Source organism: Streptomyces sp. NPDC055632, assembly GCF_053618675.1.
Window position 1 is genome coordinate 26,478 of the sequence record NZ_JBSHHY010000035.1, and the last position, 22,792, is coordinate 49,269.

Genomic DNA, 22,792 nt, shown 5'->3' on the forward strand with positions numbered 1-22,792 from the left:
GCTAGCCCAGCTCGTGCATCCAGCCGTGGTTGTCCTCGGCCTTGCCGGTCTGGACGGCGAGGAGCGCCTCGCGCAGCTTCATGGTGACCTCGCCGGGCTCCCCGCCCGACTGGGTCCACTCGCCGCGCTCGGACTTGACGGTGCCGACCGGGGTGATGACGGCGGCGGTGCCGCAGGCGAAGACCTCGGTCAGGGTGCCGTTCTCGCTGTCGGCCTGCCACTGGTCGATGGAGACGCGGCCCTCCTCGGCCTCCAGTCCCAGGTCGGCGGCCAGCTTGAGCAGCGAGTCGCGGGTGATGCCGGCGAGCAGCGAGCCGGTGAGGACGGGGGTGACGATCTTGTTTCCGTACACGAAGTACAGGTTCATGCCGCCGAGCTCCTCGACCCACTTGTGCTCGACGGCGTCGAGGTAGGCGACCTGGTCGCAGCCCTTGGCCGCCGCCTCGGCCTGCGCGAGCAGGGAGGCCGCGTAGTTGCCGCCGGTCTTGGCGTCGCCGACGCCGCCGGGGACGGCGCGGACGCGGTTCTCCGAGAGCCAGATGGAGACGGGCTTCACGCCGCCGGGGAAGTACGGGCCGGCCGGGGAGGCGATGACCACGAAGAGGTACTCGTTCGCCGGGCGGACGCCCAGGCCGACCTCGGTCGCGATCATGAACGGGCGCAGGTAGAGCGAGGCCTCGCCGCCGTGCTCCGGGACCCACGCCTTGTCGTGCTGGACGAGGACGTCACAGGCCTCGACGAAGGTCTCGACCGGCAGCTCGGGCATGGCGAGACGGCGGGCCGAGGCCTGGAAGCGGCGGGCGTTGGCGTCGGGACGGAAGCTGGCGACCGAGCCGTCGGGGCGGCGGTAGGCCTTCAGGCCCTCGAAGATCTCCTGCGCGTAGTGCAGGACGTTGGTGGCCGGGTCGAGCGCGAGCGGGCCGTACGGGACGAGCTGGGCGTCGTGCCAGCCGCGGCCGTCGGTCCACCGGATGGTGACCATGTGGTCGGTGAAGTGGCGGCCGAATCCCGGGTTGGCCAGGATCGCCTCGCGCTCCGCGTCGGACAGCGGGCTGGAGGAGGGCTTGAGCTCGATCGTGGGCGTCGTCATGAGTGCGTGTCCTTCACCGGTCGTGGGGAGAGGACCGCGCGCGTACGCCGCTGTCGGAGACGGCTTGTCCCTGACGGAGTGGACGTCCGACGGTGCCCGCATACGGCGGCCCCGCGTTCGATTATCGCGCGCGGGGACCGGTGCGTGAAACAGGCTGGCGCGGTCCGGGGTTCTTTCGGGGTGCGCACCCCGCGGCCGCGCGTGGAACAGCCGCCGGGCGCTGTGCGACCCGGCGGCTGATGTCGTGTGTCAGTCGGCGCGGGTCAGCTCGCTACTCGCGCGGCGAGCGCGTCGCCGATCTGGTCCGTGGTGCGGACGGCGTCACCCCGCTCGGTGAGGTCGGCCGCGACGGCCTCCTCGACCCGGACGGCCTCGGACTCGTACCCGAGGTGGCGCAGCAGGAGGGCGACGGAGAGGACGGTGGCCGTGGGGTCGGCCTTGCCCTGGCCCGCGATGTCCGGCGCGGAGCCGTGGACCGGCTCGAACATGGACGGGAAGTCGCCGCTGGGGTTGATGTTGCCCGAGGCGGCGACGCCGATGCCGCCGGAGACGGCCGCGGCGAGGTCGGTGATGATGTCGCCGAAGAGGTTGTCGGTGACGATCACGTCGAAGCGGGCCGGGTCGGTGACGAGGAAGATCGTCGCGGCGTCGACGTGCAGGTAGTCGGTGGCGACCTCGGGGAACTCGGCGGCCACCCGGTGGAAGGTGTCCGTCCAGAGGTGGCCGGCGAAGGTCAGCACGTTGTTCTTGTGGACCAGCGTGAGCTTCTTGCGCGGGCGGGCCTGGGCGCGGGCGAAGGCGTCCCGGACCACGCGCTCGACGCCGAAGGCGGTGTTGACCGAGACCTCGGTGGCGACCTCGTGCGGGGTGCCCTTGCGGATGGTGCCGCCGTTGCCCGTGTACGGGCCCTCGGTGCCCTCGCGGACCACGACGAAGTCGATCTCGGGCTGTCCGGCGAGCGGGGTCGCCACGCCGGGGAGCAGCTTCGAGGGACGCAGGTTCACGTGGTGGTCGAAGGCGAAGCGGAGCTTCAGGAGGAAGCCGCGCTCCAGGACGCCGGAGGGCACCGACGGGTCGCCGATGGCGCCGAGCAGGATGGCGTCGTGCTTCTTGAGGGAGTCCAGGTCGGCGTCGGTGAGGGTCTCACCGGTGGCGTGGTAGCGCGTGGCGCCGAAGTCGTACTCCTCGGTCTCCAGCTTCACGTCCTGGGGAAGGACGGCCGAGAGGACCTTGAGGCCCTGGGCCACGACCTCCTGGCCGATGCCGTCGCCGGGGATGACTGCGAGATCGATGCTGTGAGACATGTCGGCACCCTACTGGTCGTCCCATCGTCTGACACGTAACGTCCACCATGTGGACGAACGTCCGAAGGGGCAGCCCCCTGGAGGGGCGGGGCGGATCAGTGGCCGGTGGAGCCGCCGTTGTCACGGCGGTCGAGGGCGCGCTGGAGGGCGGCGGCGGCGTTCTGACGGGCCTCGTCGGCGGGACGAGTGGCGGAGTGGCGGACGCGGCGGGCGGTCTGAGCGGCCATGGGGAATCGACTCCTTGAGATCAGTGGTGATCGAAGGCGCCGGAAGGGGCGGGGAGCGCCGCCGCAGGGGTTGCCTGCACGGGGCGTCGCGCTCTCGACCGCCATTCGCTGATGGAGCGAGACGTTCGGCTCCTACAAAGCTAGGGCAGGCCACCGCATCTGTCTCCACAATTACTCGGACTTCCTACTATCTGAGACGGCGGGACACCGAGGGTCACCCCGCGACGGCCCGCAGCTCCCGGATCAGGGCCCGCACGGCGGGAGAAGAGGCCAGTTCGGGGGTGGTGACGTAGCCCACCGAACGCGTCGGGCGGTCCGGTCCGAGATCGGTGATCCGCACCGAGGGCGGCGCCCCGACCAGGGAGAGCTCCGGCATCACGGCCATCCCGAAACCGGTGCCCACCATCGAGAGCACCGTCCCGTCGTCCTCGGCCTCCACGGTCGCGGGCGGCAGCCACTCCTGCCCGGCCCACCACTCCCGGGTGTACGAGGTGCAGTTCTCCGTCCAGTCGATCAGCGGGAGCGTGCGCGGCGCCGGGTGCCCGGCCGGGTGCACCAGGGCGTACCCCTCCTCCAGGAGGACGCCGCCGACCAGCTCCGGCGGCACCGGCGAGGTGGTGCCGAGCGTCGCGATCCCCAGGTCGGCCCGCCCGTCGAGGACTTCGCCGGCCGTGCCGCGCCCCACCTCCCGCACGATCCGCACCTCGGGCACCACCTCCGGGTGCCGCGCCGCGAGCCGCCCCAGGGCGCGGGGCAGCAGGTGGAGGGCGGCGCTGCGGAAGGCCGCGATCCGCAGCGGTCCGGCGGGGACGGCCGGGGCGCCCGCCTCCGCGCCGCGCACCTCGGCGGCCATCACCTCCAGGAGCCGCAGCACCCGCCGGGCGTACGCGAGGGCCCGCTCCCCGGCCGGGGTCGGGGTGGCGCCGGTCCGGCCGCGCTCGAAGAGGACGGCGCCCAGCTTGCGTTCGCTGCCGCGCACCGAGTGCGAGACGGCGGACTGGGTCGTGCCGAGGGCGACGGCGGCGGCCGAGAAGCCGCGCTCGCGCCCGACGGCGACGAGGACGCGCAGCTCGTGCGGGGCCAGATCGACGGCCTTGCTCCCGGACCCGTTCATGCGCGGCGCCTCCCCTTCGTGCGTATCTGCGTATCTGCGTGCCTACGTGGCTACGTGGCTACGTGCCTACGTGGCTGCGTGGCTACGTGGCTGCGCACCTACGTGGCTGCGCGCCTGCGCGCCTGCGCACGCAACCTCGTCGCGGAGCCGGCGCATCCGCCCCCACCTGCGTCCATGAGCGACTTTCATGGATCCGCCGGAGCCATCGACGCTACCCCCTGCCCGGGCCGCCGGCCGCCTCCTACGGTCGGCGGCATGACGAACGACACCATGATCACCGTCCGGCAGACCGCCCGTCCCGCCGGCTTCCCGACCCCCGGCCTGTTCTCCTTCACGGAGGAACCGCTGCCGGTCCCGGGGCCGGGCACCGCGCTCGTCGGGAACCTCCAGCTCTCGGTCGACCCGTACCACCGCGAGGCGATGGACACGGACGAACTGTGGACCCTGGGCTCCCCGATGGAGGGCCGCGCCCTGGGCCGGGTGCTCGACTCGCGCGACCCGTCGCTGCGCCCGGGCGACCTCGTCCTGCACCGCAGGGGCTGGCGCACCCATGCCGTGGTGGCGCCGGACGAGGTGCGCCGGGTCCCGGACCTCGGTCCCGGCGTCCCGCTCGCCGCGCACCTGAGCCTGCTCGGCGGTACGGGCCTGTCGGCCTACGTGGGCCTGACCCGGATCGCGCGGCTCCGGGCGGGCGAGGACCTGTTCGTCTCGGCGGCGGCCGGCGGGGTGGGCACGGCGGCGGGGCGGCTCGCCCGGCTGCTCGGCGCGGGCCGTCTGGTGGGCAGCGCGGGTTCGGCGCGCAAGGTGGCGTACCTGACGGAGGAGGTCGGCTTCGACGCGGCCTTCGACCACCACGACGGGCCGGTGGCGGAGTCGCTCGCGAAGGCCGCGCCCGACGGGCTCGACGCGGTGCTCGACGGGGTGGGCGGCGAGCACCTGGAGGCCGCGATCGGCTCGCTGCGCGAGCACGGCCGGATCGCCTGGGTGGGCGCCGTGGCCCAGTACCACTCGCTCTCCGCTCCCCCGCCGGCCCCGCGCAACCTCTTCGACCTGGTCGGGAAGAGCATCCGGCTCGAAGGGTTCCTGGTCCGGAACCACATGGACGCCCTGGAGGAGCTGTACGACCTCGCCGTCCCGCGCCTGCGCGACGGTTCGCTGCCGCTGGACGTGACGGTGGCGGAGGGCTTCGAGCACGTGGTGGACGCGTTCCTGGGGATGCTGCGGGGCGAGAACCTGGGGAAGATGCTCGTCACGGTCTGACTCGGCGTACCCACCTAGGTTGTTTTCCTACCTAGGTAGTGGTGTGATGGGCACATGGCCGCAGACCGCAGATCCAGCTGGCTCAAGGGAGTCCTCGACCTGCTCGTCCTCTCCTGTCTGACCGACGGCGAGAGCTACGGGTACGAGATCGCGAAGGCGCTCGCCGGGGCGGGCCTCGGCGAGATCAAGGGCGGGACGCTCTATCCCGTGCTGAACCGCCTGGAGGAAGCCGGTCTGGTCGAGGCCGAGTTCCGCGCCGCCGAGCGCGGGCCGGGCCGCCGCTACTACCGGCTCACCGACCCGGGCCGGACGCACCTGGCGGCCGAGGGCGCGGCCTGGACGGAGTTCCACCGGGCCGTACGGACACAACTGCACGCAGGGGGAGCAGCACCATGACCACCGACGCCTACTTCGAGGAGCTGACGGGCGCGCTGCGCGCGGCGGGCGTGTCCGAGGAGCAGATCGACCGGACCGCCGCCGAGCTGCGCGGGCACCTCGCGGAGACGGGGTCCGCGCCGGAGGAGGAGTTCGGGCCCGCCGCGCGGTTCGCGGCCCGGCTCGGCGGGCTCGCCCCGGCGCCCGGGGAGCCGGACGGGGCGGCGGAGCACTGGACGTGGACCGCGGACTTCTTCAACGACCGCCGGATGCTGGCCGTCCACGGGGACCAGGGCTGGGAGGTGGAGTCGCTGGACGCGCTCGGCCGGTTCGTCTGCCGCCGTGCGCCGGGGGCCGCGCTCGCCTGGGAGTACCGCCGCGAGGTGATCACGGACCGCCGCCGCGCCCGGGTCCTGGAGGAGCTCGAACCGGAGGGCTGGGAGCTGTGCGGCGAGTGGCTGACGTACGGCTACTTCAAGCGCCCGAAGGCGGCGACCGCGGGCCCCGGAGGAGGCCTGGAGGCGCTGCCGGCCCGCCCGCACGGGTGGCTGTTCCTCAGCCGCCGGGGCAAGGCGATGCTGGCGGTCTGGGCGCTCGCCGTCCTCGGCTGCCTGGCGGTGGCCCTGGCCGGCCTCGGGCTGCCGGGGTACACGATCGCGCTGCTCGGCCTCGGCTACGCGATCGGCATGACGTACACGGCGAAGAAGGAGACGGAGAAGGGCCGCGTCCACGCGGACCGCGCGGCGGCGGGGAGCGACGGGGCCTGACGCACCGTCACGCCCCTGCGCCCCGCTACGTCACATCGCCGCACCCCTTTTACGTCACATCGCCGTCCCGCCAGTCGAAGACGAGCGGGGCGGCGGGGTCCGGCAGGGGCCCCGCGCCCGCCGGGCGCAGGAAGACGCCCCCCTCCTCCTCCGGGAGGTGGACGATCCCGTCGGGCGTGAACGCCTCGACGCGCCCCTCCCAGACCTGCCAGCCGCGCCCCCGGTAGAGGGCGGCGCCCGCGTCCGAGGCGGCGAGCGCCCCGAAGGCGTACGCCCCGTCGATCACCCGCTCCAGCTCGGCCATGACCGCCCCGCCGAGTCCCTTGCGGCGCAGGTCGGCCCGGACGGCGACGCCTTCCACGTACCCGACGCGGTGCGAGCGCCCCCCGTGGAGCAGCCGGCGCATGACGACGGCGCCGTGGGCGGCGATCCCCTCCCCGTCCTCGATCCAGGCGTGGAGGCCGCCGAGGGTGTGGTCCCAGTCCTCGTCGTCGAAGTTCCCGTCGAAGGCGAGGTCGAGCATCTCGCGTACGGAGCGGAGCCGGGCGGCTCCGAGTTCATGGGTGGGCGCGGTCCTCACGGTCATGCGTCTCACCCTCCCACACCGCATTAACCCTTGAAAGTGAATTGACAGGTTACTCCCGGCCTGCTGGAATCATCGTGCCGACACCTAACCGTTCACTCGACTCTAAGGGGTTAGATGATGTCCGTACTGCCTACCCACCACCGCACCGTCACCGTCCGTGGACACGAGATCGCCTACCGGGAGGCGGGCCCGGCCGACGCCCCCGCCCTCCTCCTGCTGCACGGCTTCCCCACCAGTTCGCACATGTTCCGCGACCTGATCCCCCTGCTCGCCGACCGCTACCGCCTGATCGCCCCCGACCACCTGGGCTTCGGCCGCAGCGCCGCGCCCTCGGCCGACGACTTCCCCTACACCTTCGCCGAACTGGCCTCGCTCACGGCCGAGTTCACCGAGGCCGTCGGCCTGGACCGGTTCGCGCTCTACGTCCAGGACTACGGCGCCCCCATCGGCCTCCGGCTCGCCCTCGCCCACCCCGGACGGATCACCGCGATCGTCACCCAGAACGGCAACGCGTACGAGGAGGGCCTCGGCGCCGAGGCCTGGGCCCCGGTCCTCGCCCTGATCGAGGAGCGCACTCCGAAGACGGAGGAGCCGGTCCGCGCCATCCGCTCCCCGGACGGCATCCGGTGGCAGTACGAGACGGGCGTCCCCGCCGAGTACCGCGACCTCCTCAGCCCCGACGCCTGGCACCACGACGCCGCCCTGATGGCCCGCGAGGGCCAGGACGGCATCCAGCTGGCCCTGATCGCCGACTACGGCTCCAACTTCGCCCTCTACCCGGCCTTCCAGGAGTACTTCCGCACCTCCCGGGTCCCCCTCCTCGCCGTCTGGGGCGAGGGCGACCAGGTCTTCGTCCCGGCGGGCGCCGAGGCCTTCCGCCGCGACCTCCCGGACGCCGAGGTCCACCTCCTCCCCACCGGCCACTTCGCCCTGGAGACCCACGCGCCGGCGATCGCCTCGCTGATCGACGACTTCCTCGCGCGGCGCGTCCTCGTCAGGCCGTAGCCTTCTCCAGGTCGCGGGCCATGCGCTCCACCCAGTCGGTGAAGCCTTCCCGATGGTGGCCCTCACCCGCGAGCAGGGTCGCGACCTGCGCGTCCGTGAGCCGGTCGGGCCCCGGCCCGGTCAGCAGCCGGTGCAGCTCCTTCATCAGGGACATCATCCGCAGCGCGTCGAGGTGCTCGATCGCGTCGACCCCGTGGCCGGGGCCGAGTGTCGTTGAACCGGGCATGTCGTGCCTCCTCACCGACCCCCTCCCAGCAGCGTAAGCCTCTCGAATGGAAACCGCCCCCGACCTCGGTTGGGGGACCGGGGTCGGGAGCGGTGTCAGGGGTCTGCCCGAAGGGGGCAGGGTGTCTGCCCGGGGGCAGGGGCCGCTCGCGCGGCCGGTGGGCGTCAGCCCATGTGCGGGTAGCCGTACTCGGTCGGCGGGACCAGCGTCTCCTTGATCGCGCGGGTCAGCGTCCAGCGCATCAGGTTCTGCGGGGCGCCGGCCTTGTCGTCGGTGCCGGAGGCGCGGCCGCCGCCGAAGGGCTGCTGGCCGACGACGGCGCCGGTCGACTTGTCGTTGATGTAGAAGTTGCCCGCGGCGTAGCGGAGCTTCTCCATCGTGTACGCGGCGGCGGCGCGGTCGTTCGCGATGACCGAACCGGTGAGCGCGTAGTCCGAGACCGACTCCATCTGGGTCAGCATCTCGTCGTACTTCTCGGCAGAGCTGTCGTCGTACACGTGGATCGCGAGGATCGGGCCGAAGTACTCGGTCGTGAAGACCTCGTTCTCCGGGTCGGTGCACTCGATGACGGTCGGGCGGACGAAGTAACCGACCGAGTCGTCGTAGGTGCCGCCCGCGACGATCGTGCAGCTCGGGTCGGACTTGGCGCGGTCGATCGCCGCCTTGTTCTTGGCGAACGAGCGGTCGTCGATGACGGCGCCGATGAAGTGCGACAGGTCGGTGACGTCACCCATGGTGATGCCGTCGACCTCGGCCGCGAACTCCTCCTTGAAGCCGTCGTTCCAGATCGAGGCCGGGACGTAGGCGCGCGAGGACGCGGAACACTTCTGGCCCTGGTACTCGAAGGAGCCGCGGGTCAGCGCGGTCTTCAGGACGGCGCGGTCGGCGCTGGGGTGGGCGACGACGAAGTCCTTGCCGCCGGTCTCGCCGACGATCCGCGGGTACGAGCGGTAGTTCTCGATGTTGTTGCCGACCGTCTTCCACAGGTGCTGGAAGGTCTTGGTCGAGCCGGTGAAGTGGATGCCGGCCAGGTCGCGGTGGTTCAGGGCCACCTCGGAGACGGCGATGCCGTCGCCGGTCACCAGGTTGATGACGCCCTTGGGCAGGCCGGCCTCCTCCAGGAGCTCCATGAGGAGCACGGCGGCGTGGGTCTGCGTCGGGGACGGCTTCCAGACCACCACGTTGCCCATGAGGGCGGGGGCGGTGGGCAGGTTGCCCGCGATGGCCGTGAAGTTGAACGGCGTGATCGCGTAGACGAAGCCTTCGAGCGGGCGGTGGTCCAGACGGTTCCAGACGCCCGGCGAGTTGGCCGGGGGCTGCTCGGCCAGGATCTGACGGGCGTACGCCACGTTGAAGCGCCAGAAGTCGACGAGCTCGCACGGGGTGTCGATCTCGGCCTGCTGGGCGGTCTTGGACTGGCCGAGCATGGTGGACGCGGCCAGCGTCTCGCGCCACGGGCCGGCGAGCAGCTCGGCGGCGCGCAGGATGATCGCGGCGCGGTCGTCGAAGGACATCGCGCGCCAGGCCGGGGCGGCGGCCAGGGCGGCGTCGATCGCGTCCTGGGCGTCCTGCCGGGTGGCGCCGCGGAAGGTGCCGATGACGGACCGGTGGTTGTGCGGCTGGACGACCTCGAACTCCTCGCCGCCGCCCAGGCGCTTCACGCCGCCGATGGTCATCGGCAGCTCGCGCGGGTTCTCGGCCAGCTCCTTGAGCTTGAGCTCCAGACGGGCGCGCTCGGGGGAGCCGGGGGCGTAGCCGTGCACCGGCTCGTTGACGGGAGTGGGGACCTGGGTCACAGCGTCCATGAGTCTCGATACTCCTTCGGAGGGGTGGTGGGGCTCAGCCCTTGGTGAGGATGGAGCGGACGAAGAAGAGGAGGTTGGCCGGCTTCTCCGCCAGGCGGCGCATGAAGTAGCCGTACCAGTCGGTGCCGTACGCGGTGTAGACGCGCATGCGGTGGCCCTCGGCGGCGAGGCGGTTCTGCTCCTCGCTCCGGATGCCGTACAGCATCTGGAACTCGTACTCGTCCGGCTTGCGCCCGGCGCGGCGGGCCAGCTCCTGGCCGACGGAGATCAGGCGCGGGTCGTGGGACCCGATCATCGGGTAGCCCTTGCCCTCCATCAGGATCTTCATGATCCGGACGTACGCCTTGTCGATCTCCGGCTTCTCCTGGATCGCGACGGAGGCGGGCTCCTTGTAGGCGCCCTTCACGATCCGGACGCGGGAGCCGTTCGCGGCGAGGCGGCGGGCGTCGTCCTCGGTGCGGAAGAGGTAGGCCTGGATGACGCAGCCGGTCTGCGGGAAGTCCTTCCGCAGCTCCTCGTGGATGGCGAACATCGAGTCGAGGGTGGTGTGGTCCTCGGCGTCCAGGGTGACGGTGGTGCCGATCTCGGCGGCGGCCTCGACGACCGGCCGGACGTTGGAGAGCGCCAGCTCGTGGCCGCCCTCCCGTCGCCCACCACCCTCGGCCGAGAGCCCTTCGGGCTCGCCCCCCTCGATCCTCAGCGACTGGCCGAACATCGACAGCTTCACGGACATCTCGGCGCGCTCGCCGAGGCCCAGCTCCTTGAGGCGGCCGATGAGCTCCAGGTAGGCGTCCCGGGCGGCGTACGACTGCTCGACGGTGGTGATGTCCTCGCCGACGACGTCGAGGGTGACCTCCAGGCCGCGCTCGCTCAGCTCCCGCACGATCGGGACGACGTCGTCCACGGTCTCGCCGGCGATGAAGCGTGCCACGACCTGCTTGGTCCCGGGCGCGGCCGACACGAAACGGCGCATCTTGTCGCTGCGCGACGCGGCGAGGATCACGGGACCCAGCACGGGGCACCTCCAGGGGGCAAGGGTAGAACGGGGCCGTAGCCGGATGAAGCCGCCGAAGCGAACGAACCGGAACAGCACGGATAACCACTGTGAAACCTACGAATCGGTCCGATCGTCCGCCACCTACAGCTGTCACGCATCCGTGGCCCGCCTCTCATACATCTGTCTGAGGGGGTGCGAGAATGGGTCGGTGAAGGGCGATTACCAAGACCTGGTGGACGAGATCTCCGCACTCCTCGGGGCCCCGGCGACGCTGGAGAACCGCGACTTCGGGCTGATCGCCTTCGGTGCCCACGACAGCGACGACGACACGGCGATGGACCCGGTCCGGACCCGGTCGATCCTGACCCGGGGGTCGACCCCGGCGGTCCGCGCCTGGTTCGAGGGCTTCGGCATCACCCGGGCGGAGGGCCCGGTCCGCATCCCCGCCTCCCCGGACGCGGGCGTCTTCCGGGACCGGATCTGCCTTCCCGTACGCCATCGGGGTGTCGTCCTCGGGTACGTGTGGCTGCTCGACGCCGAGCCGGGGCCGCCGCCCGAGCAGCTCACGGCGGCCATGGAGGTGGCCGCCCGGATCGGCGGCCTCCTCGCCGACGAGGAGCGGGCGGGCGCGGACCTCTCGCGGGAGTTCGCCGCGGCCCTGACCGCCGGGCGCGGCTGGCAGAACGACATGGCCGTCGCGGCGCTGCGGGCGGCCCTGGGGCCCAGCGCGGACGGCCTGCACGCCGTCGTGTGCGTGACTCCGTGGCAGGGCGAGACCCCCTCGGTACGGGCCGTCCCCGGCGCGGCGGCGGTCGCCGCGCTCCCGGACGCCGCCTCCCTCGCCCTCCTCGTACGGCTGCGCACGGCCGAGGACCCCTCCCCCGCCCGCTCGGCCGCCGAGCGGCTGCGCGGGGACGCCCCGGCCGGGATCGCCACGCCGCGGCGGGGCCTCGCGGAGCTCCCGGCGGCCTGGCGGGAGGCGAGCACGGCGGCCCGTGCCGCGACGGCGCAGCCGAAGCTGGGCCCGGTCGCGGAGTGGGCCGGGATCGGGCCGTACCGGCTCCTGGCGGCGCTCTACCACCCCGAGGTCGACCCGGTCGTCGCGCCGCTGCTGGCCCCCGCCCACGCGGAACTGGCCCGCACGGCCGAGGCGTACCTCGACCACGCGGGCCAGGCGGGGCGCACGGCGGCGGCCCTGGGCATCCACCGGCAGACCCTCTACTACCGGCTGTCCCGGGTGGAGCAGCTCACCGGCCTGGACCTGGACGACGGCGAGGACCGGCTGCTGCTCCACATGTCCCTGAAGTCGGCCCGGCTGTAGAGGTTTTTTAGGATCGGATCATGAGCACAGGGGGAGCGTTCGGCGGCTGGGTCCCGCCGACAGAGGTCGAGCACCGGCTGTACGAGGCCGCGGTGCGCAACGACACCGACGCCGCGGCACAAGTGCTGGCGAGCACGGACCTGTTCGTCCTGGCGCCGAAGGCGGAGGTCGACGCCGATCCGGAGCGCGTCCACTGGCGCTCGTACCCGGAGCCGGGTCACCGCACCGTGATCACGCGCGGGATGTTGCCGCCGTGGCACCCGGACTGGGTGTTCCACTGCGTCTCGCTCCGGTGGATCGCCACGTTCCACTGGAACGACGCGGCGCCCCGGCCCCTGGTGGTGAACCCGGGCAGTCCCATCCAGTTCCTGAGGCCCGGTTCCGGGCCGACGGCCTGCTGCCCCCGGAGGGGCGGGTGCGCAGGACGGTCGCGTACGACTACGGCCGGGCGGTGAACGTGGCCCGCTGGGGGCTCTCGGCCCGCTTCTGCACCCCGCACGAGGCCGAACGGGCCATCGTCCACGCGGGTGCGCTGAGCAGGGCGGCGTACACGTCCTGGGAGGACTTCTCGGCGGGCTACGCGCTGGGCAGGGTGCTGCGGTTCGACGAGGAGGAGTACGGCTCCTGGTACGAGGACAACGTCACCGGCCACCGCGTCCTCACCGAACACGAGGGCAGCCCCTGGAAGCACATCCCCTGGCACTGAAGCGCCCGTGACAGCACGGCGCCCGGCCGCCGGGCTCTCGTACGGGACGAGCGGCCGACGACCGGGTGCGGGGCGCGGGGCGCGGGGCCGCGCGTCAGATCAGGTTGACCGAGCGGGCCGAGGTGGCGCCGATCTCCGCCGAGATCTCCGAGAGCACCGCCGCCGGGACGGTGTCGTCCACGGTGAGCACGACGAGCGCCTCGCCGCCCTCCTCCGCGCGGGAGACCTGCATGCCGGCGATGTTCAGACCGGCCTCGCCGAGGATCCGGCCGACCGTGCCGACGACGCCCGGGCGGTCCTCGTAGCGCAGCACGACCATGTGGTCGGCGAGCGCCAGGTCCACGTCGTACTCGCCGACGGCGACGATCTTCTGGAGGTGCTTGGGGCCGGCCAGGGTGCCGGAGACCGAGACCTCCTCGCCGCTGCCGAGGGTGCCGCGCACGGTGACCACGTTGCGGTGGTCGGGCGACTCGGAGCTGGTGGTCAGGCGCACCTCGACGCCGCGCTCCTGCGCGAACAGCGGGGCGTTGACGTACGACACGGTCTCGTCGACCACGTCCTCGAACACGCCCTTGAGAGCGGAGAGTTCGAGCACCTTCACGTCGTGCTGGGTGATCTCGCCGTAGACCTCGACGTCGAGCCGGGCCGCGACCTCGCCCGCGAGGGCGGTGAAGATCCGGCCGAGCTTCTCGGCGAGCGGCAGACCGGGCTTGACGTCCTCGGCGATGACGCCGCCCTGGACGTTGACCGCGTCCGGAACCAGCTCGCCGGCGAGCGCCAGGCGCACCGAGCGGGCGACGGCGATGCCGGCCTTTTCCTGGGCCTCGTCCGTGGAGGCGCCGAGGTGCGGGGTGCAGACGACCTGGTCGAGCTCGAAGAGCGGGGAGTCCGTGCAGGGCTCCTTGGCGTACACGTCGAGGCCGGCGCCGGCGACCCGGCCCTCCTTGAGCGCCGAGTACAGCGCCTCCTCGTCCACGATCCCGCCGCGCGCGGCGTTGACGATGCGGACGGAGGGCTTGACCTTGTGCAGCGCCTCGTCGCCGATGAGACCGAGGGTCTCCGGGGTCTTCGGCAGGTGGACGGTGATGAAGTCCGCGACCTCCAGGAGCTCGTCCAGGGTCAGCAGCTTCACCCCCATCTGGGCGGCGCGGGCCGGCTGCACGTAGGGGTCGTACGCGACGATCTTCATGCCGAAGGCGGACATGCGCTGGGCGACCAGGACGCCGATGCGGCCGAGGCCGACGACGCCGAGGGTCTTCTCGCTCAGCTCGACGCCGGTGTACTTGGAGCGCTTCCACTCGCCGTTCTTCAGCGCCGTGTTGGCCTGCGGGATGTTGCGCGCGGTGGCGACGAGGAGGCCGCAGGCGAGCTCGGCGGCGGTGACGATGTTGGACGTCGGGGCGTTGACGACCATCACGCCGGCCTTGGTGGCGGCGGAGACGTCGACGTTGTCCAGACCGACGCCGGCGCGGGCGACCACGCGCAGCTTCTGCGCGGCGGCGATGGCCTCGGCGTCGACCTTGGTGGCGGAGCGGACCAGGATCGCGTCCACGTCCGCGATGGCGGGGATCAGCTCGGCGCGGTCGGCGCCGTTGCAGTGCCGGATCTCGAAGTCCGGGCCCAGCGCGTCGACGGTGGCGGGCGACAGCTCTTCAGCGATGAGTACGACAGGTTTCGAGCTCACGTGAGTCCTCACAGGTCCAGTGCGGACGGCCGTCCCGACGGCCGCAGGCGGTGGAGGGGGCTTGCCGCGTGAAAGCGCACGACGCTGTGGGCCTGACGCGTATGTTGTTGAGCAGTGTAGTGGTGCGAAGGCACGGTTCATGCGCCTCGTTGGAAGGATCACCCTTCCGTGGTTGGACGGCGTGTCCAACCACGTGGAACGGGGCCGGACGACGTGTCCGGCCCCGTTCCGGAGGGCTTACGCCTCCTCGTCGTTCACCCAGCTCATGAGCTTGCGCAGCTCCTTGCCGGTGGTCTCCAGGAGGTGCTGCTCGTCCTGGTTCTTGTACTCGTTGTACTTCTTCAGGCCGCCGTGGTACTCGTCCATCCAGTTCTTGGCGAAGGTGCCGTCCTGGATGTCGGTGAGGACCTTCTTCATCTCGGCCTTGGTGGCGTCGGTGATGATGCGGGGGCCGGTGACGTAGTCGCCCCACTCGGCGGTCTCGGAGACCGACCAGCGCATCTTCTCCAGGCCGCCCTCGTACATGAGGTCGACGATGAGCTTCAGCTCGTGCAGGCACTCGAAGTAGGCGATCTCCGGCTGGTAGCCGGCCTCGACCAGGGTCTCGAAGCCGGCCTTGACCAGCGCCGAGGCACCGCCGCAGAGGACGGCCTGCTCGCCGAAGAGGTCGGTCTCGGTCTCCTCGGTGAAGGTGGTCTTGATGACGCCGGCGCGGGTGCCGCCGATGGCCTTGGCGTACGAGAGCGCCAGGGCGAAGGCGTTGCCGGTCGCGTCCTGCTCGACGGCGGCGATCGCGGGGACGCCGCGGCCCTCCTCGTACTGGCGGCGGACCAGGTGGCCCGGGCCCTTCGGGGCGACCAGGGCGACGTCGACGCCGGCCGGGGGCTTGATGAAGCCGAAGCGGACGTTGAAGCCGTGCGCGAAGAAGAGGGCGTCGCCGTCGTTCAGGTTCGGGGCGATGGACTCCTCGTAGACCTGGGCCTGGATCGGGTCCGGGATGAGGATCATGATGACGTCGGCCTCGGCGGCGGCCTCGGCGGGCGTGACCACGCGCAGGCCCTGCTCCTCGGCCTTGGCCTTGGACTTGGAGCCCTCGTGCAGACCGACGCGGACGTCGACACCCGAGTCACGGAGCGACAGCGCGTGGGCGTGCCCCTGGCTGCCGTAACCGATCACCGCGACCTTGCGGCCCTGGATGATGGACAGGTCGGCGTCGGCGTCGTAGAACAGCTCGGCCACTGGGATTCTCCTTGGTGTGCTGGTGTTGCGTCCCACCGTACGGCGGGCGGGGGAAGGAAGGACGTGCGGTCTCGTCAGACGGACCGGTCGGGGCTCAGGCGGAACGGTCGAGGGACCGCAGGGACCGGTCGGTGATGGACCGGGCGCCACGCCCTATGGCGATCGTGCCGGACTGGACGAGCTCCTTGACGCCGAACTGCTCCAGCATCTTGAGCATGGCGTCCAGCTTGTCACTCGAACCGGTGGCCTCGATGGTGACGGCCTCGGGCGAGACGTCCACGGTCTTGGCGCGGAAGAGCTGGACGATCTCGACGATCTGGGAGCGGGTCTCGTTGTCGGCGCGGACCTTCACCAGGACGAGCTCGCGCTGGATCGCGGCGCTGGGCTCGAGTTCGACGATCTTCAGGACGTTGACCAGCTTGTTGAGCTGCTTGGTCACCTGCTCCAGGGGCAGTCCCTCGACGTTGACCACGATGGTGATGCGGGAGATGTCGGGATGCTCGGTGACGCCGACGGCGAGCGAGTCGATGTTGAAGCCGCGGCGGGAGAACAGGGCGGCGATCCGGGCGAGGATGCCGGGCGTGTTCTCGACGAGGACGGAGAGCGTGTGCTTGGTGGACATGTCGGGGTCTCTTCCTTTTCGCTGTCGCTCTGCGTACTCAGTCGTCTTCGCCGTCGCCGAAGTCGGGACGGACGCCCCGGGCGGCCATGACCTCGTCGTTGGAGGTGCCGGCGGCGACCATCGGCCAGACCTGGGCGTCCTCGTGGACGATGAAGTCGACGACGACCGGCCGGTCGTTGATGGCGTTGGCCTCGGCGATGACCTTGTCCAGGTCGGCCGGGTCCTCGCAGCGCAGGGCGACACAGCCCATGGCCTCGGAGAGCTTGACGAAGTCGGGGACGCGGGTGCCCCGGTTCGCCTTCAGCTCGTCGGGACCGGAGTGCAGGACGGTGTTGGAGTAGCGCTGGTTGTAGAAGAGGGTCTGCCACTGGCGGACCATCCCGAGGGCGCCGTTGTTGATGATGGCGACCTTGATCGGGATGTTGTTCAGGGCGCAGGTGGTGAGCTCCTGATTGGTCATCTGGAAGCAGCCGTCGCCGTCGATGGCCCAGACGGGGCGGTCGGGCAGACCGGCCTTGGCGCCCATCGCGGCGGGGACGGCGTAGCCCATCGTCCCGGCGCCGCCGGAGTTCAGCCAGGTGGCCGGCTGCTCGTAGTCGATGAAGTGGGCGGCCCACATCTGGTGCTGGCCGACGCCCGCGGTGAAGATCGTGCCCTCGGGGGCGAGCTGTCCGATGCGCTGGATGACCTGCTGCGGCGAGAGGCTGCCGTCCTCCGGCAGGTCGTAGCCGAGCGGGTAGGTCTCGCGCCAGCGGTTCAGGTCGCTCCACCAGGTGGCGTAGTCGCCCTTGTTGCCCTCGCTGTGCTCGGCCTGGACGGCCTGGACCAGGTCGGCGATGACCTCGCGGGCGTCGCCGACGATCGGGACGTCGGCGGTGCGGTTCTTGCCGATCTCGGCCGGGTCGATGTCCGCGTGGACGACCTTGGCGTACGGGGCGAAGCTGTCGAGCTTGCCGGTGACGCGGTCGTCGAAGCGGGCGCCGAGGGCGACGATCAGGTCGGCCTTCTGCAGCGCGGTGACGGCGGTGACGGAGCCGTGCATGCCCGGCATGCCGACGTGCAGCGGGTGGCTGTCGGGGAAGGCGCCGAGGGCCATCAGGGTGGTGGTGACCGGGGCGCCGGTGAGCTCGGCGAGGATCTTCAGCTCGGCGGTGGCGCCGGACTTGATGACGCCGCCGCCGACGTACAGGACGGGCCGCTTGGCGGCGCTGATCAGCTTGGCGGCCTCGCGGATCTGCTTGGCGTGCGGCTTGGTGACCGGGCGGTAGCCGGGCAGGTCGGTCTGCGGCGGCCAGGAGAAGGTGGTCTTCGCCTGGAGGGCGTCCTTGGCGATGTCGACCAGGACCGGGCCGGGGCGGCCGGTGGAGGCGATGTGGAAGGCCTCGGCGATCGTCCGCGGGATGTCCTCGGCCTTGGTGACCAGGAAGTTGTGCTTGGTGATCGGCATCGTGATGCCGCAGATGTCCGCCTCCTGGAAGGCGTCCGTGCCGATGGCCTTGGAGGCGACCTGGCCGGTGATCGCGACGAGCGGGACGGAGTCCATGTGCGCGTCGGCGATCGGGGTGACCAGGTTGGTCGCGCCGGGACCGCTGGTCACCATGCAGACGCCGACCTTGCCGGTCGCCTGGGCGTAGCCGGTGGCGGCGTGGCCCGCGCCCTGCTCGTGGCGGACCAGGATGTGGCGCACCTTCTGCGAGTCCATCAGCGGGTCGTAGGCCGGGAGGATGCAGCCGCCGGGCAGGCCGAAGATGGTGTCCGCGCCCACCTCTTCGAGAGAGCGGATGAGGGACTGCGCGCCCGTGACGTGCTCGACGGGGGTGGGCAGCGCGCCGTTACGGGGCCGCGGCTGCGGATGGTGCCCGGTGGCCTGCTCGGTCATCAGCATCTCTTCTCGAAGCAGAGGGTTTTTGCGAGGTGTTTTACGAAGGTTTGCGGCGATTTCAAAGGGAGCCGGTGCAACAAAAAACCCCTCGTGCCGTGAGGCAAGCGAGGGGAGCGCGTCGGGTGCGTTCTAAGCCGGGCCTACGGTGGCCCTGCTTCAGCCGACGCGCTTTCCAAGTACGAGAATTCGGGTGCGCATGGCACTGACCCTCTCCCTCAGCCCGCTGCACTGTCAAGTGGGTGGGACGGGCGTCTCATTATGTGAGCGGATCGGGGGGTGGTTTCCGACACGCACGGGGACCGCTCCGGGCAGCGGGTACTCGTCCCTGACCAGGGCCCTGCGCAGCCGGTACTCGTCGAGCGGACCCGAGAAGGCCATGCCCTGGGCGTGGGTGCAGCCCATGGCCCGCAGGGCGACGACCTGCTCCGGCACGTCCACGCCGTCGGCGACCGTCCGCATGCCGAGCTCGCCGGCGATGCGGAGCACACCGCGGGTGATCTTGCGGAGCCGGGCGGACTCGACCACGCCCTCGACGAGCTCCCGGTCCAGCTTCAGCATGTCGACGGGGAGCCGCCGCAGGGCGTTGACCGCCACGTGTCCGCTGCCGAAGCCGTCGAGCGCGATCCGCACTCCGAGCCTGCGCAGGACCGCCAGGCGCTGCTCCAGCTCGTCGAGCGGGATCCGGGGGTCGCTGTCGGCGAGCTCGACGATCAGCGAGCCGGACGGCAGGCCGTGCCGGGTGAGCAGGGACTCGACGGAGCCGAGCGGCAGCGAGCGGTCCAGGAGGCGCCGGGCGGAGAGACGGATGGAGACCGGCGTGCGATGGCCGATTCCCGCCCGCTCGGCGGCCTGCTCCACGGCCTCTTCGAGGAGCCAGCGGCCGAGCTCGGCGGTGCGGTCGCCGTCGTCGGTGACGCGGAGGTACTCGGCGGGGGTGAAGAGGATCCCCTGGGCGGAGCGCCAGCGGGCCTGGGCGCTGACGGCGGCGATCCGGCCGGTGGCGAGGTCGACGACCGGCTGGTGGAGCAGGGCGAACTCGCCGTCGTGGAGGGCGGTGCGCAGCCGGGCGGCCAGCTCCGTCCGCCGGACGACCTCGGCCTGCATCTGGGGGGCGTAGAGCTCGACGCGGTCCTTGCCGGCGGCCTTGGCGCGGTACATGGCGAGGTCGGCGTTGCGCAGCAGGTCGCCGGCGTCGACGCCGGGCTCGGCGAAGGCGACGCCGATGGAGGCGGCGACCCGCACCTCCTGGCCGCCGTCCAGGCGGTACGGCCGGGAGAGCGTGAGCCGGAGCCGGTCGGCGATCTCGTGGACCTGGTTCCTGCGGGCCGTCCGGTCGCTGCCGCCGTCGCCGAGGATGAGGGCGGCGAACTCGTCGCCGCCGAGCCGGGCGGCCGTGTCGCCGGCCCGTACGGAGTCCTGGAGGCGGCGGGCGGCCTGGACGAGGAGCTCGTCGCCGGCCTGGTGGCCGAGGCGGTCGTTGACCCCCTTGAAGCCGTCGAGGTCGATGAAGAGCACGGCGGTGCCGGGGTCGGAGGAGCGGCGGCCGCCGAGGGCCTGCCGGACCCGCCGGGTGAAGAGCGCCCGGTTGGGCAGGTCGGTGAGCGGGTCGTGCTCGGCGTTGTGCTGGAGCTGGGCCTGGAGGCGGACGCGTTCGGTGACGTCCCGGCTGTTGAAGATCAGGCCGCCCTGGTGCCGGCTGACGGTCGACTCGACGTTCAGCCAGTCCCCCCCGCGGCCCGAGCGGAAGCGGCACTCGATCCGGGTGGTGGGCTCGTCGGCGGGCGGGGCGGCCAGGAACCGCCGCACCTCGTGGACGACGGCGCCGAGGTCGTCGGGGTGGATGAGGGCGGCGAGCTCGGTGCCGATCAGCTCGTCGGCGTCCCGCCCGTACACCCCGGAGGCGGCCGGGCTGACGTAGTGCAGCCTGCCGTTGGGCGCGGCGATCATGATGACGTCGCTGGAGCCCTGCACGAGCGACCGGAAGTGGTTCTCCTTGTGGGCCAGCTCGTGGGTGAGGGCGATGTTGTCGAGGAGCATGATGCCCTGCCGCACGACGAGGGCGAGCACCACCGCGCAGCCGGTGAGGACGACGACGCGGTCGACCCGGCGACCCTCGACCACGTTGTAGAGGATGCCGAGGGTGCAGACGGCGGCGGCGAGGTACGGGGTGAGGGCGGCGAGCGAGCCGGCGACCGGGCGGCTGTGGAGCCCCGGGCCGCGCGCGGCGGCCGCGCCGTCCGGGAGCCGGCGCACCCCCCAGGGCGCGTAGGCCAGCAGCAGGGAGCCGGCGAACCAGCCGGCGTCGAGGAGCTGTCCCGAGGCGTAGTTCTCGCGGAGCAGCGGCGAGGTGAACAGTGCGTCGCACAGGACGGTGAGGGCGAGGGCGGCGATCGCGGTGTTGGTCGCGGAGCGGTTGGCCTGCGAGCGCCGGAAGTGCAGGACGAGCACCATGCTGACGAGGACGATGTCGAGCAGGGGGTACGCGAGGGAGAGCGCGGCGCGGGCGACGGACTCGCCCCCGAAGTGGGCGGTGCGGGCGAGGGCCAGGCTCCAGGAGAGGGTGAGCAGGGAGCCGCCGATGAGCCAGGTGTCGAGCGCCAGGCAGACCCAGCCGGCCCGGTTGGCGGGCTTCTTCGCCAGGACCAGGAGACCGACGATGGCGGGCGGCGCGAAGAGCAGGAAGAAGAGGTTGGCGACGGAGAAGTCCGGCACCTCGGCGCGCAGGACGACCTCGTACCAGCCCCACACCGCGTTCCCCGCGGCGGCCATGAACGAGGAGAAGGCGAAGAGCAGCCAGGCGGGGCGGGCGCTGCCGCGGTGGGCCCGGGCGTAGAGGTAGCAGGAGACCGCGGCGGTGAGGGCGGCGGCGCTCAGTCCGAAGTCGCCCATGAAGAGCGCCAGTTCCGGCGAGCCCCAGCCGAGGGAGGCGCCGGTCGTGTAGCCCGCGCAGAGGAGCCCCAGGGCGATCTGGGCGAGGACCGCCCCGGCGCCGGGGCGCCCGGGGGGCGGGGGCCCCGGATCGCCGTCGCCGACGGGGCGGCGCACGAGGACGGCCCCGGGCGCGCTCACCGGGCCCTCCGGCGCCGGGCTCCCGCACGCGGCCGCGTCGTGCGGCCGGGCGGGCGGCTCGTCGGCACCCCCGGGGGCGTGCCCGTCGCAGTCGCGGCGGCCGGGGGCGGGGCCGCGGCCCGGGGGCGCGACGCCCCCGGCCACCGCGCGCCCGCCGGTGTCCGTCGGCCCCGGGGGGCCGGGCGACCGGTGCGGCGCGGCCTGGTCCGGCACCGAGCACACGAGGCCGGCGGCGAGGGCCGGAAGGCCGGCGGACGGCGGTGCCGTCGCGTCGGATCGTCGGTCCTCAGGCCGTGCTCCACCCGTCGCCCCCCTCGGAATCTGATGTCCCGTCACTTCGCTCCCCGGCGTCAGCCCGTACTCGACGCAGTCCCCCGCTCCGGGACGATACACCAGGTTGGTCACTCAGGGACAGGGTCGCAGTACTCTCCGTGACGACCAGGGGAGTTGTGTCCGGTGTGCGCCGGGCGTGCGCCGTCCGACCGCGCCCGGCGACGCCCCGCGGCGGCGTCCGGCCGCCGCGTCCGGACGGGGCTCAGCCGGTGGTGAGGAGGACGTTGGCCAGGTCGTCGCCCGCCGCGAACCGCCGCAGCTGTCCCGCGACCAGCCGCTTCGCCCTCGGCATGAAGGCCGAGGTGGAACCCCCCACGTGGGGGCTGATCAGGACACCGGGAGCGTGCCACAAAGGGTGTCCGGCCGGCAGCGGTTCCGGGTCCGTGACGTCGAGCGCCGCCGTGATCCTGCCGCTCTCGACCTCCTTGAGCAGCGCGTTCGTGTCGACGACGGGCCCCCGGGCGACGTTCACCAGGAGTGCCCCGTCCTTCAGCCGCGCGAGGAACCCGGCGTCGGCGAGGTGCCTGGTGGCGGGCGTGAGCGGGGTGGAGAGGACGACGACGTCCGCCTCCGGCAGGAGGGCCGGCAGGTCGGCCAGGGCGTGGACCGGGCCGCGCCCTGTGGTGCGTGCGGAGCGTGCGACGCGCACCACCCGCGCGCACTCGAAGGGTGCGAGCCGGTCCTCGATCGCGGCGCCGATCGAGCCGTACCCGACGATCAGGACGGACTTGTCGGCGAGCGCCGGGTAGAAGCCGTCCCGCCACTCCTCGGCGTCCTGGCCGCGCACGAACCCGGGGATGCCGCGCAGCGAGGCCAGGATCAGGGCGAGCGTGAGCTCGGCGGTGCTGGCCTCGTGCACGCCCTTGGCGTTGCACAGGGCGACGCCCGGCCGCAGCGAGCCGATGCCGGGGGTGACGTGGTCGATGCCGGCGGACAGGGTCTGCACGACCCGGACCGAGGTCATCCCGGCGAGCGGCCGGACGGCGATCTCGGAGCCCTTCATGTACGGGACGACGTAGAAGGCGCAGTGCGCGGGATCGGCCGGGAACTCCGGCCCGCCGTCCCAGAAAAGGTAGTTCAGGCCCGACTCGCCCGGCTCGGGAAGATCTTCGATCTCGGCCGCGGGAATCGGAAGCCACACGTCAGCGGTCGTGTCTTCGCATCTCATGTCCGGGAGGCT

At 72.2% G+C, this 22,792-nt stretch carries 21 protein-coding genes; 7 read left to right on the plus strand and 14 right to left on the minus strand.

What is annotated here, in order from left to right; translation table 11 throughout:
* Window position 1 precedes the first annotated feature (1 nt).
* The 4 genes from ACWGSR_RS31200 to ACWGSR_RS31215 form a co-directional block, all read right to left on the minus strand.
* A complete protein-coding gene (locus ACWGSR_RS31200) occupies window positions 2-1,090 on the minus strand; it encodes a branched-chain amino acid aminotransferase (RefSeq protein ID WP_453571493.1) in 1,089 nt (362 codons plus the stop codon).
* Between the two features lie 263 nt (window positions 1,091-1,353).
* Window positions 1,354-2,394, minus strand: coding sequence for a 3-isopropylmalate dehydrogenase (locus tag ACWGSR_RS31205; protein ID WP_453571496.1), 1,041 nt, complete (start codon window positions 2,392-2,394; stop codon window positions 1,354-1,356).
* Between the two features lie 95 nt (window positions 2,395-2,489).
* Window positions 2,490-2,621, minus strand: a complete 132-nt coding sequence (locus ACWGSR_RS31210; protein WP_453571499.1) for a hypothetical protein — start codon at window positions 2,619-2,621, stop codon at window positions 2,490-2,492.
* Between the two features lie 214 nt (window positions 2,622-2,835).
* Window positions 2,836-3,735: a LysR family transcriptional regulator gene (locus ACWGSR_RS31215; protein ID WP_376234762.1), complete on the minus strand. Its 900-nt coding sequence runs from the start codon at window positions 3,733-3,735 to the stop codon at window positions 2,836-2,838.
* Between the two features lie 255 nt (window positions 3,736-3,990).
* On the opposite strand from ACWGSR_RS31215, the gene ACWGSR_RS31220 reads away from it, so the two are divergent.
* Genes ACWGSR_RS31220 through ACWGSR_RS31230 form a run of 3 tightly spaced genes read left to right on the plus strand, consistent with a single transcriptional unit; the run spans window position 3,991 to window position 6,137 of the window.
* Window positions 3,991-4,995, plus strand: coding sequence for a zinc-binding dehydrogenase (locus ACWGSR_RS31220; RefSeq protein ID WP_453571502.1), 1,005 nt, complete (start codon window positions 3,991-3,993; stop codon window positions 4,993-4,995).
* 54 nt (window positions 4,996-5,049) lie between these two features.
* Entirely contained in the window at window positions 5,050-5,391 is a 342-nt protein-coding gene (locus ACWGSR_RS31225) for a PadR family transcriptional regulator (RefSeq protein ID WP_376234757.1), read from the plus strand.
* Window positions 5,388-6,137, plus strand: coding sequence for a hypothetical protein (locus tag ACWGSR_RS31230; RefSeq protein ID WP_453571505.1), 750 nt, complete (start codon window positions 5,388-5,390; stop codon window positions 6,135-6,137). The genes ACWGSR_RS31225 and ACWGSR_RS31230 overlap by 4 nt, the downstream gene beginning before the upstream one ends.
* Window positions 6,138-6,186: 49 nt before the next feature.
* Here the strand turns inward: ACWGSR_RS31230 and ACWGSR_RS31235 are convergent, their stop codons facing one another.
* Window positions 6,187-6,723: a GNAT family N-acetyltransferase gene (locus ACWGSR_RS31235; protein WP_376234752.1), complete on the minus strand. Its 537-nt coding sequence runs from the start codon at window positions 6,721-6,723 to the stop codon at window positions 6,187-6,189.
* Between the two features lie 117 nt (window positions 6,724-6,840).
* Between ACWGSR_RS31235 and ACWGSR_RS31240 the strand changes: the two genes are divergently transcribed.
* Window positions 6,841-7,728, plus strand: a complete 888-nt coding sequence (locus tag ACWGSR_RS31240; protein WP_453571508.1) for an alpha/beta fold hydrolase — start codon at window positions 6,841-6,843, stop codon at window positions 7,726-7,728.
* Here the strand turns inward: ACWGSR_RS31240 and ACWGSR_RS31245 are convergent.
* The 3 genes from ACWGSR_RS31245 to ACWGSR_RS31255 form a co-directional block, all read right to left on the minus strand.
* Entirely contained in the window at window positions 7,718-7,954 is a 237-nt protein-coding gene (locus tag ACWGSR_RS31245; RefSeq protein ID WP_376234746.1) for a hypothetical protein, read from the minus strand. The two genes, ACWGSR_RS31240 and ACWGSR_RS31245, sit on opposite strands and share 11 nt — an antisense overlap.
* Window positions 7,955-8,118: 164 nt before the next feature.
* Window positions 8,119-9,759 carry an L-glutamate gamma-semialdehyde dehydrogenase gene (gene pruA, locus ACWGSR_RS31250; RefSeq protein WP_376234599.1) on the minus strand — a complete coding sequence of 547 codons (1,641 nt, stop codon included), beginning with the start codon at window positions 9,757-9,759 and terminating at the stop codon, window positions 8,119-8,121.
* Window positions 9,760-9,793: 34 nt separating this feature from the next.
* Window positions 9,794-10,774 (minus strand): proline dehydrogenase family protein, encoded by a 981-nt coding sequence (locus ACWGSR_RS31255; RefSeq protein WP_453571511.1) that lies wholly within the window; start codon window positions 10,772-10,774, stop codon window positions 9,794-9,796.
* Window positions 10,775-10,964: 190 nt separating this feature from the next.
* Between ACWGSR_RS31255 and ACWGSR_RS31260 the strand changes: the two genes are divergently transcribed.
* From ACWGSR_RS31260 to ACWGSR_RS31270, 3 genes are read left to right on the plus strand one after another with little or no spacing between them, the layout of a single operon-like run.
* Entirely contained in the window at window positions 10,965-12,077 is a 1,113-nt protein-coding gene (locus ACWGSR_RS31260) for a PucR family transcriptional regulator (protein ID WP_453571514.1), read from the plus strand.
* 20 nt (window positions 12,078-12,097) lie between these two features.
* The gene (locus ACWGSR_RS31265; RefSeq protein WP_453571516.1) at window positions 12,098-12,532 is read left to right on the plus strand and encodes a hypothetical protein; all 435 of its coding nucleotides are present in this window, start codon (window positions 12,098-12,100) and stop codon (window positions 12,530-12,532) included.
* Complete coding sequence (locus tag ACWGSR_RS31270) at window positions 12,493-12,783, plus strand: DUF1266 domain-containing protein (protein WP_453571518.1); 291 nt, start codon at window positions 12,493-12,495, stop codon at window positions 12,781-12,783. Before ACWGSR_RS31265 ends, ACWGSR_RS31270 begins: the two co-directional genes overlap by 40 nt.
* 94 nt (window positions 12,784-12,877) lie before the next feature.
* On the opposite strand, the gene serA is transcribed toward ACWGSR_RS31270, so the two are convergent.
* The 6 genes from serA to ACWGSR_RS31300 form a co-directional block, all read right to left on the minus strand.
* Window positions 12,878-14,467 carry a phosphoglycerate dehydrogenase gene (gene serA, locus ACWGSR_RS31275; RefSeq protein ID WP_376234592.1) on the minus strand — a complete coding sequence of 530 codons (1,590 nt, stop codon included), beginning with the start codon at window positions 14,465-14,467 and terminating at the stop codon, window positions 12,878-12,880.
* A gap of 237 nt (window positions 14,468-14,704) precedes the next feature.
* Window positions 14,705-15,706: a ketol-acid reductoisomerase gene (gene ilvC, locus ACWGSR_RS31280; RefSeq protein WP_453571521.1), complete on the minus strand. Its 1,002-nt coding sequence runs from the start codon at window positions 15,704-15,706 to the stop codon at window positions 14,705-14,707.
* A gap of 94 nt (window positions 15,707-15,800) precedes the next feature.
* Complete coding sequence (gene ilvN, locus ACWGSR_RS31285) at window positions 15,801-16,328, minus strand: acetolactate synthase small subunit (protein WP_125663775.1); 528 nt, start codon at window positions 16,326-16,328, stop codon at window positions 15,801-15,803.
* A gap of 37 nt (window positions 16,329-16,365) precedes the next feature.
* The gene (locus ACWGSR_RS31290) at window positions 16,366-18,213 is read right to left on the minus strand and encodes an acetolactate synthase large subunit (protein WP_453571524.1); all 1,848 of its coding nucleotides are present in this window, start codon (window positions 18,211-18,213) and stop codon (window positions 16,366-16,368) included.
* A gap of 228 nt (window positions 18,214-18,441) precedes the next feature.
* Window positions 18,442-21,177 (minus strand): putative bifunctional diguanylate cyclase/phosphodiesterase, encoded by a 2,736-nt coding sequence (locus ACWGSR_RS31295; RefSeq protein WP_453571562.1) that lies wholly within the window; start codon window positions 21,175-21,177, stop codon window positions 18,442-18,444.
* A 637-nt stretch (window positions 21,178-21,814) separates the two neighbouring features.
* Window positions 21,815-22,780, minus strand: coding sequence for a 2-hydroxyacid dehydrogenase (locus tag ACWGSR_RS31300; RefSeq protein ID WP_453571527.1), 966 nt, complete (start codon window positions 22,778-22,780; stop codon window positions 21,815-21,817).
* Window positions 22,781-22,792 lie beyond the last annotated feature (12 nt).

What these genes read in the sequence shown, in the direction of transcription:
- ACWGSR_RS31200 (WP_453571493.1), bottom strand. Translation starts at nt 1,090, where the DNA reads ATGACGACGCCCACGATCGAGCTCAAGCCCTCCTCCAGCCCGCTGTCC.
- ACWGSR_RS31205 (WP_453571496.1), bottom strand. Translation starts at nt 2,394, where the DNA reads ATGTCTCACAGCATCGATCTCGCAGTCATCCCCGGCGACGGCATCGGC.
- ACWGSR_RS31210 (WP_453571499.1), bottom strand. Translation starts at nt 2,621, where the DNA reads ATGGCCGCTCAGACCGCCCGCCGCGTCCGCCACTCCGCCACTCGTCCC.
- ACWGSR_RS31215 (WP_376234762.1), bottom strand. Translation starts at nt 3,735, where the DNA reads ATGAACGGGTCCGGGAGCAAGGCCGTCGATCTGGCCCCGCACGAGCTG.
- ACWGSR_RS31220 (WP_453571502.1), top strand. Translation starts at nt 3,991, where the DNA reads ATGACGAACGACACCATGATCACCGTCCGGCAGACCGCCCGTCCCGCC.
- ACWGSR_RS31225 (WP_376234757.1), top strand. Translation starts at nt 5,050, where the DNA reads ATGGCCGCAGACCGCAGATCCAGCTGGCTCAAGGGAGTCCTCGACCTG.
- ACWGSR_RS31230 (WP_453571505.1), top strand. Translation starts at nt 5,388, where the DNA reads ATGACCACCGACGCCTACTTCGAGGAGCTGACGGGCGCGCTGCGCGCG.
- ACWGSR_RS31235 (WP_376234752.1), bottom strand. Translation starts at nt 6,723, where the DNA reads ATGACCGTGAGGACCGCGCCCACCCATGAACTCGGAGCCGCCCGGCTC.
- ACWGSR_RS31240 (WP_453571508.1), top strand. Translation starts at nt 6,841, where the DNA reads ATGTCCGTACTGCCTACCCACCACCGCACCGTCACCGTCCGTGGACAC.
- ACWGSR_RS31245 (WP_376234746.1), bottom strand. Translation starts at nt 7,954, where the DNA reads ATGCCCGGTTCAACGACACTCGGCCCCGGCCACGGGGTCGACGCGATC.
- pruA (WP_376234599.1), bottom strand. Translation starts at nt 9,759, where the DNA reads ATGGACGCTGTGACCCAGGTCCCCACTCCCGTCAACGAGCCGGTGCAC.
- ACWGSR_RS31265 (WP_453571516.1), top strand. Translation starts at nt 12,098, where the DNA reads ATGAGCACAGGGGGAGCGTTCGGCGGCTGGGTCCCGCCGACAGAGGTC.
- ilvN (WP_125663775.1), bottom strand. Translation starts at nt 16,328, where the DNA reads ATGTCCACCAAGCACACGCTCTCCGTCCTCGTCGAGAACACGCCCGGC.
- ACWGSR_RS31290 (WP_453571524.1), bottom strand. Translation starts at nt 18,213, where the DNA reads ATGCTGATGACCGAGCAGGCCACCGGGCACCATCCGCAGCCGCGGCCC.
- ACWGSR_RS31300 (WP_453571527.1), bottom strand. Translation starts at nt 22,780, where the DNA reads ATGAGATGCGAAGACACGACCGCTGACGTGTGGCTTCCGATTCCCGCG.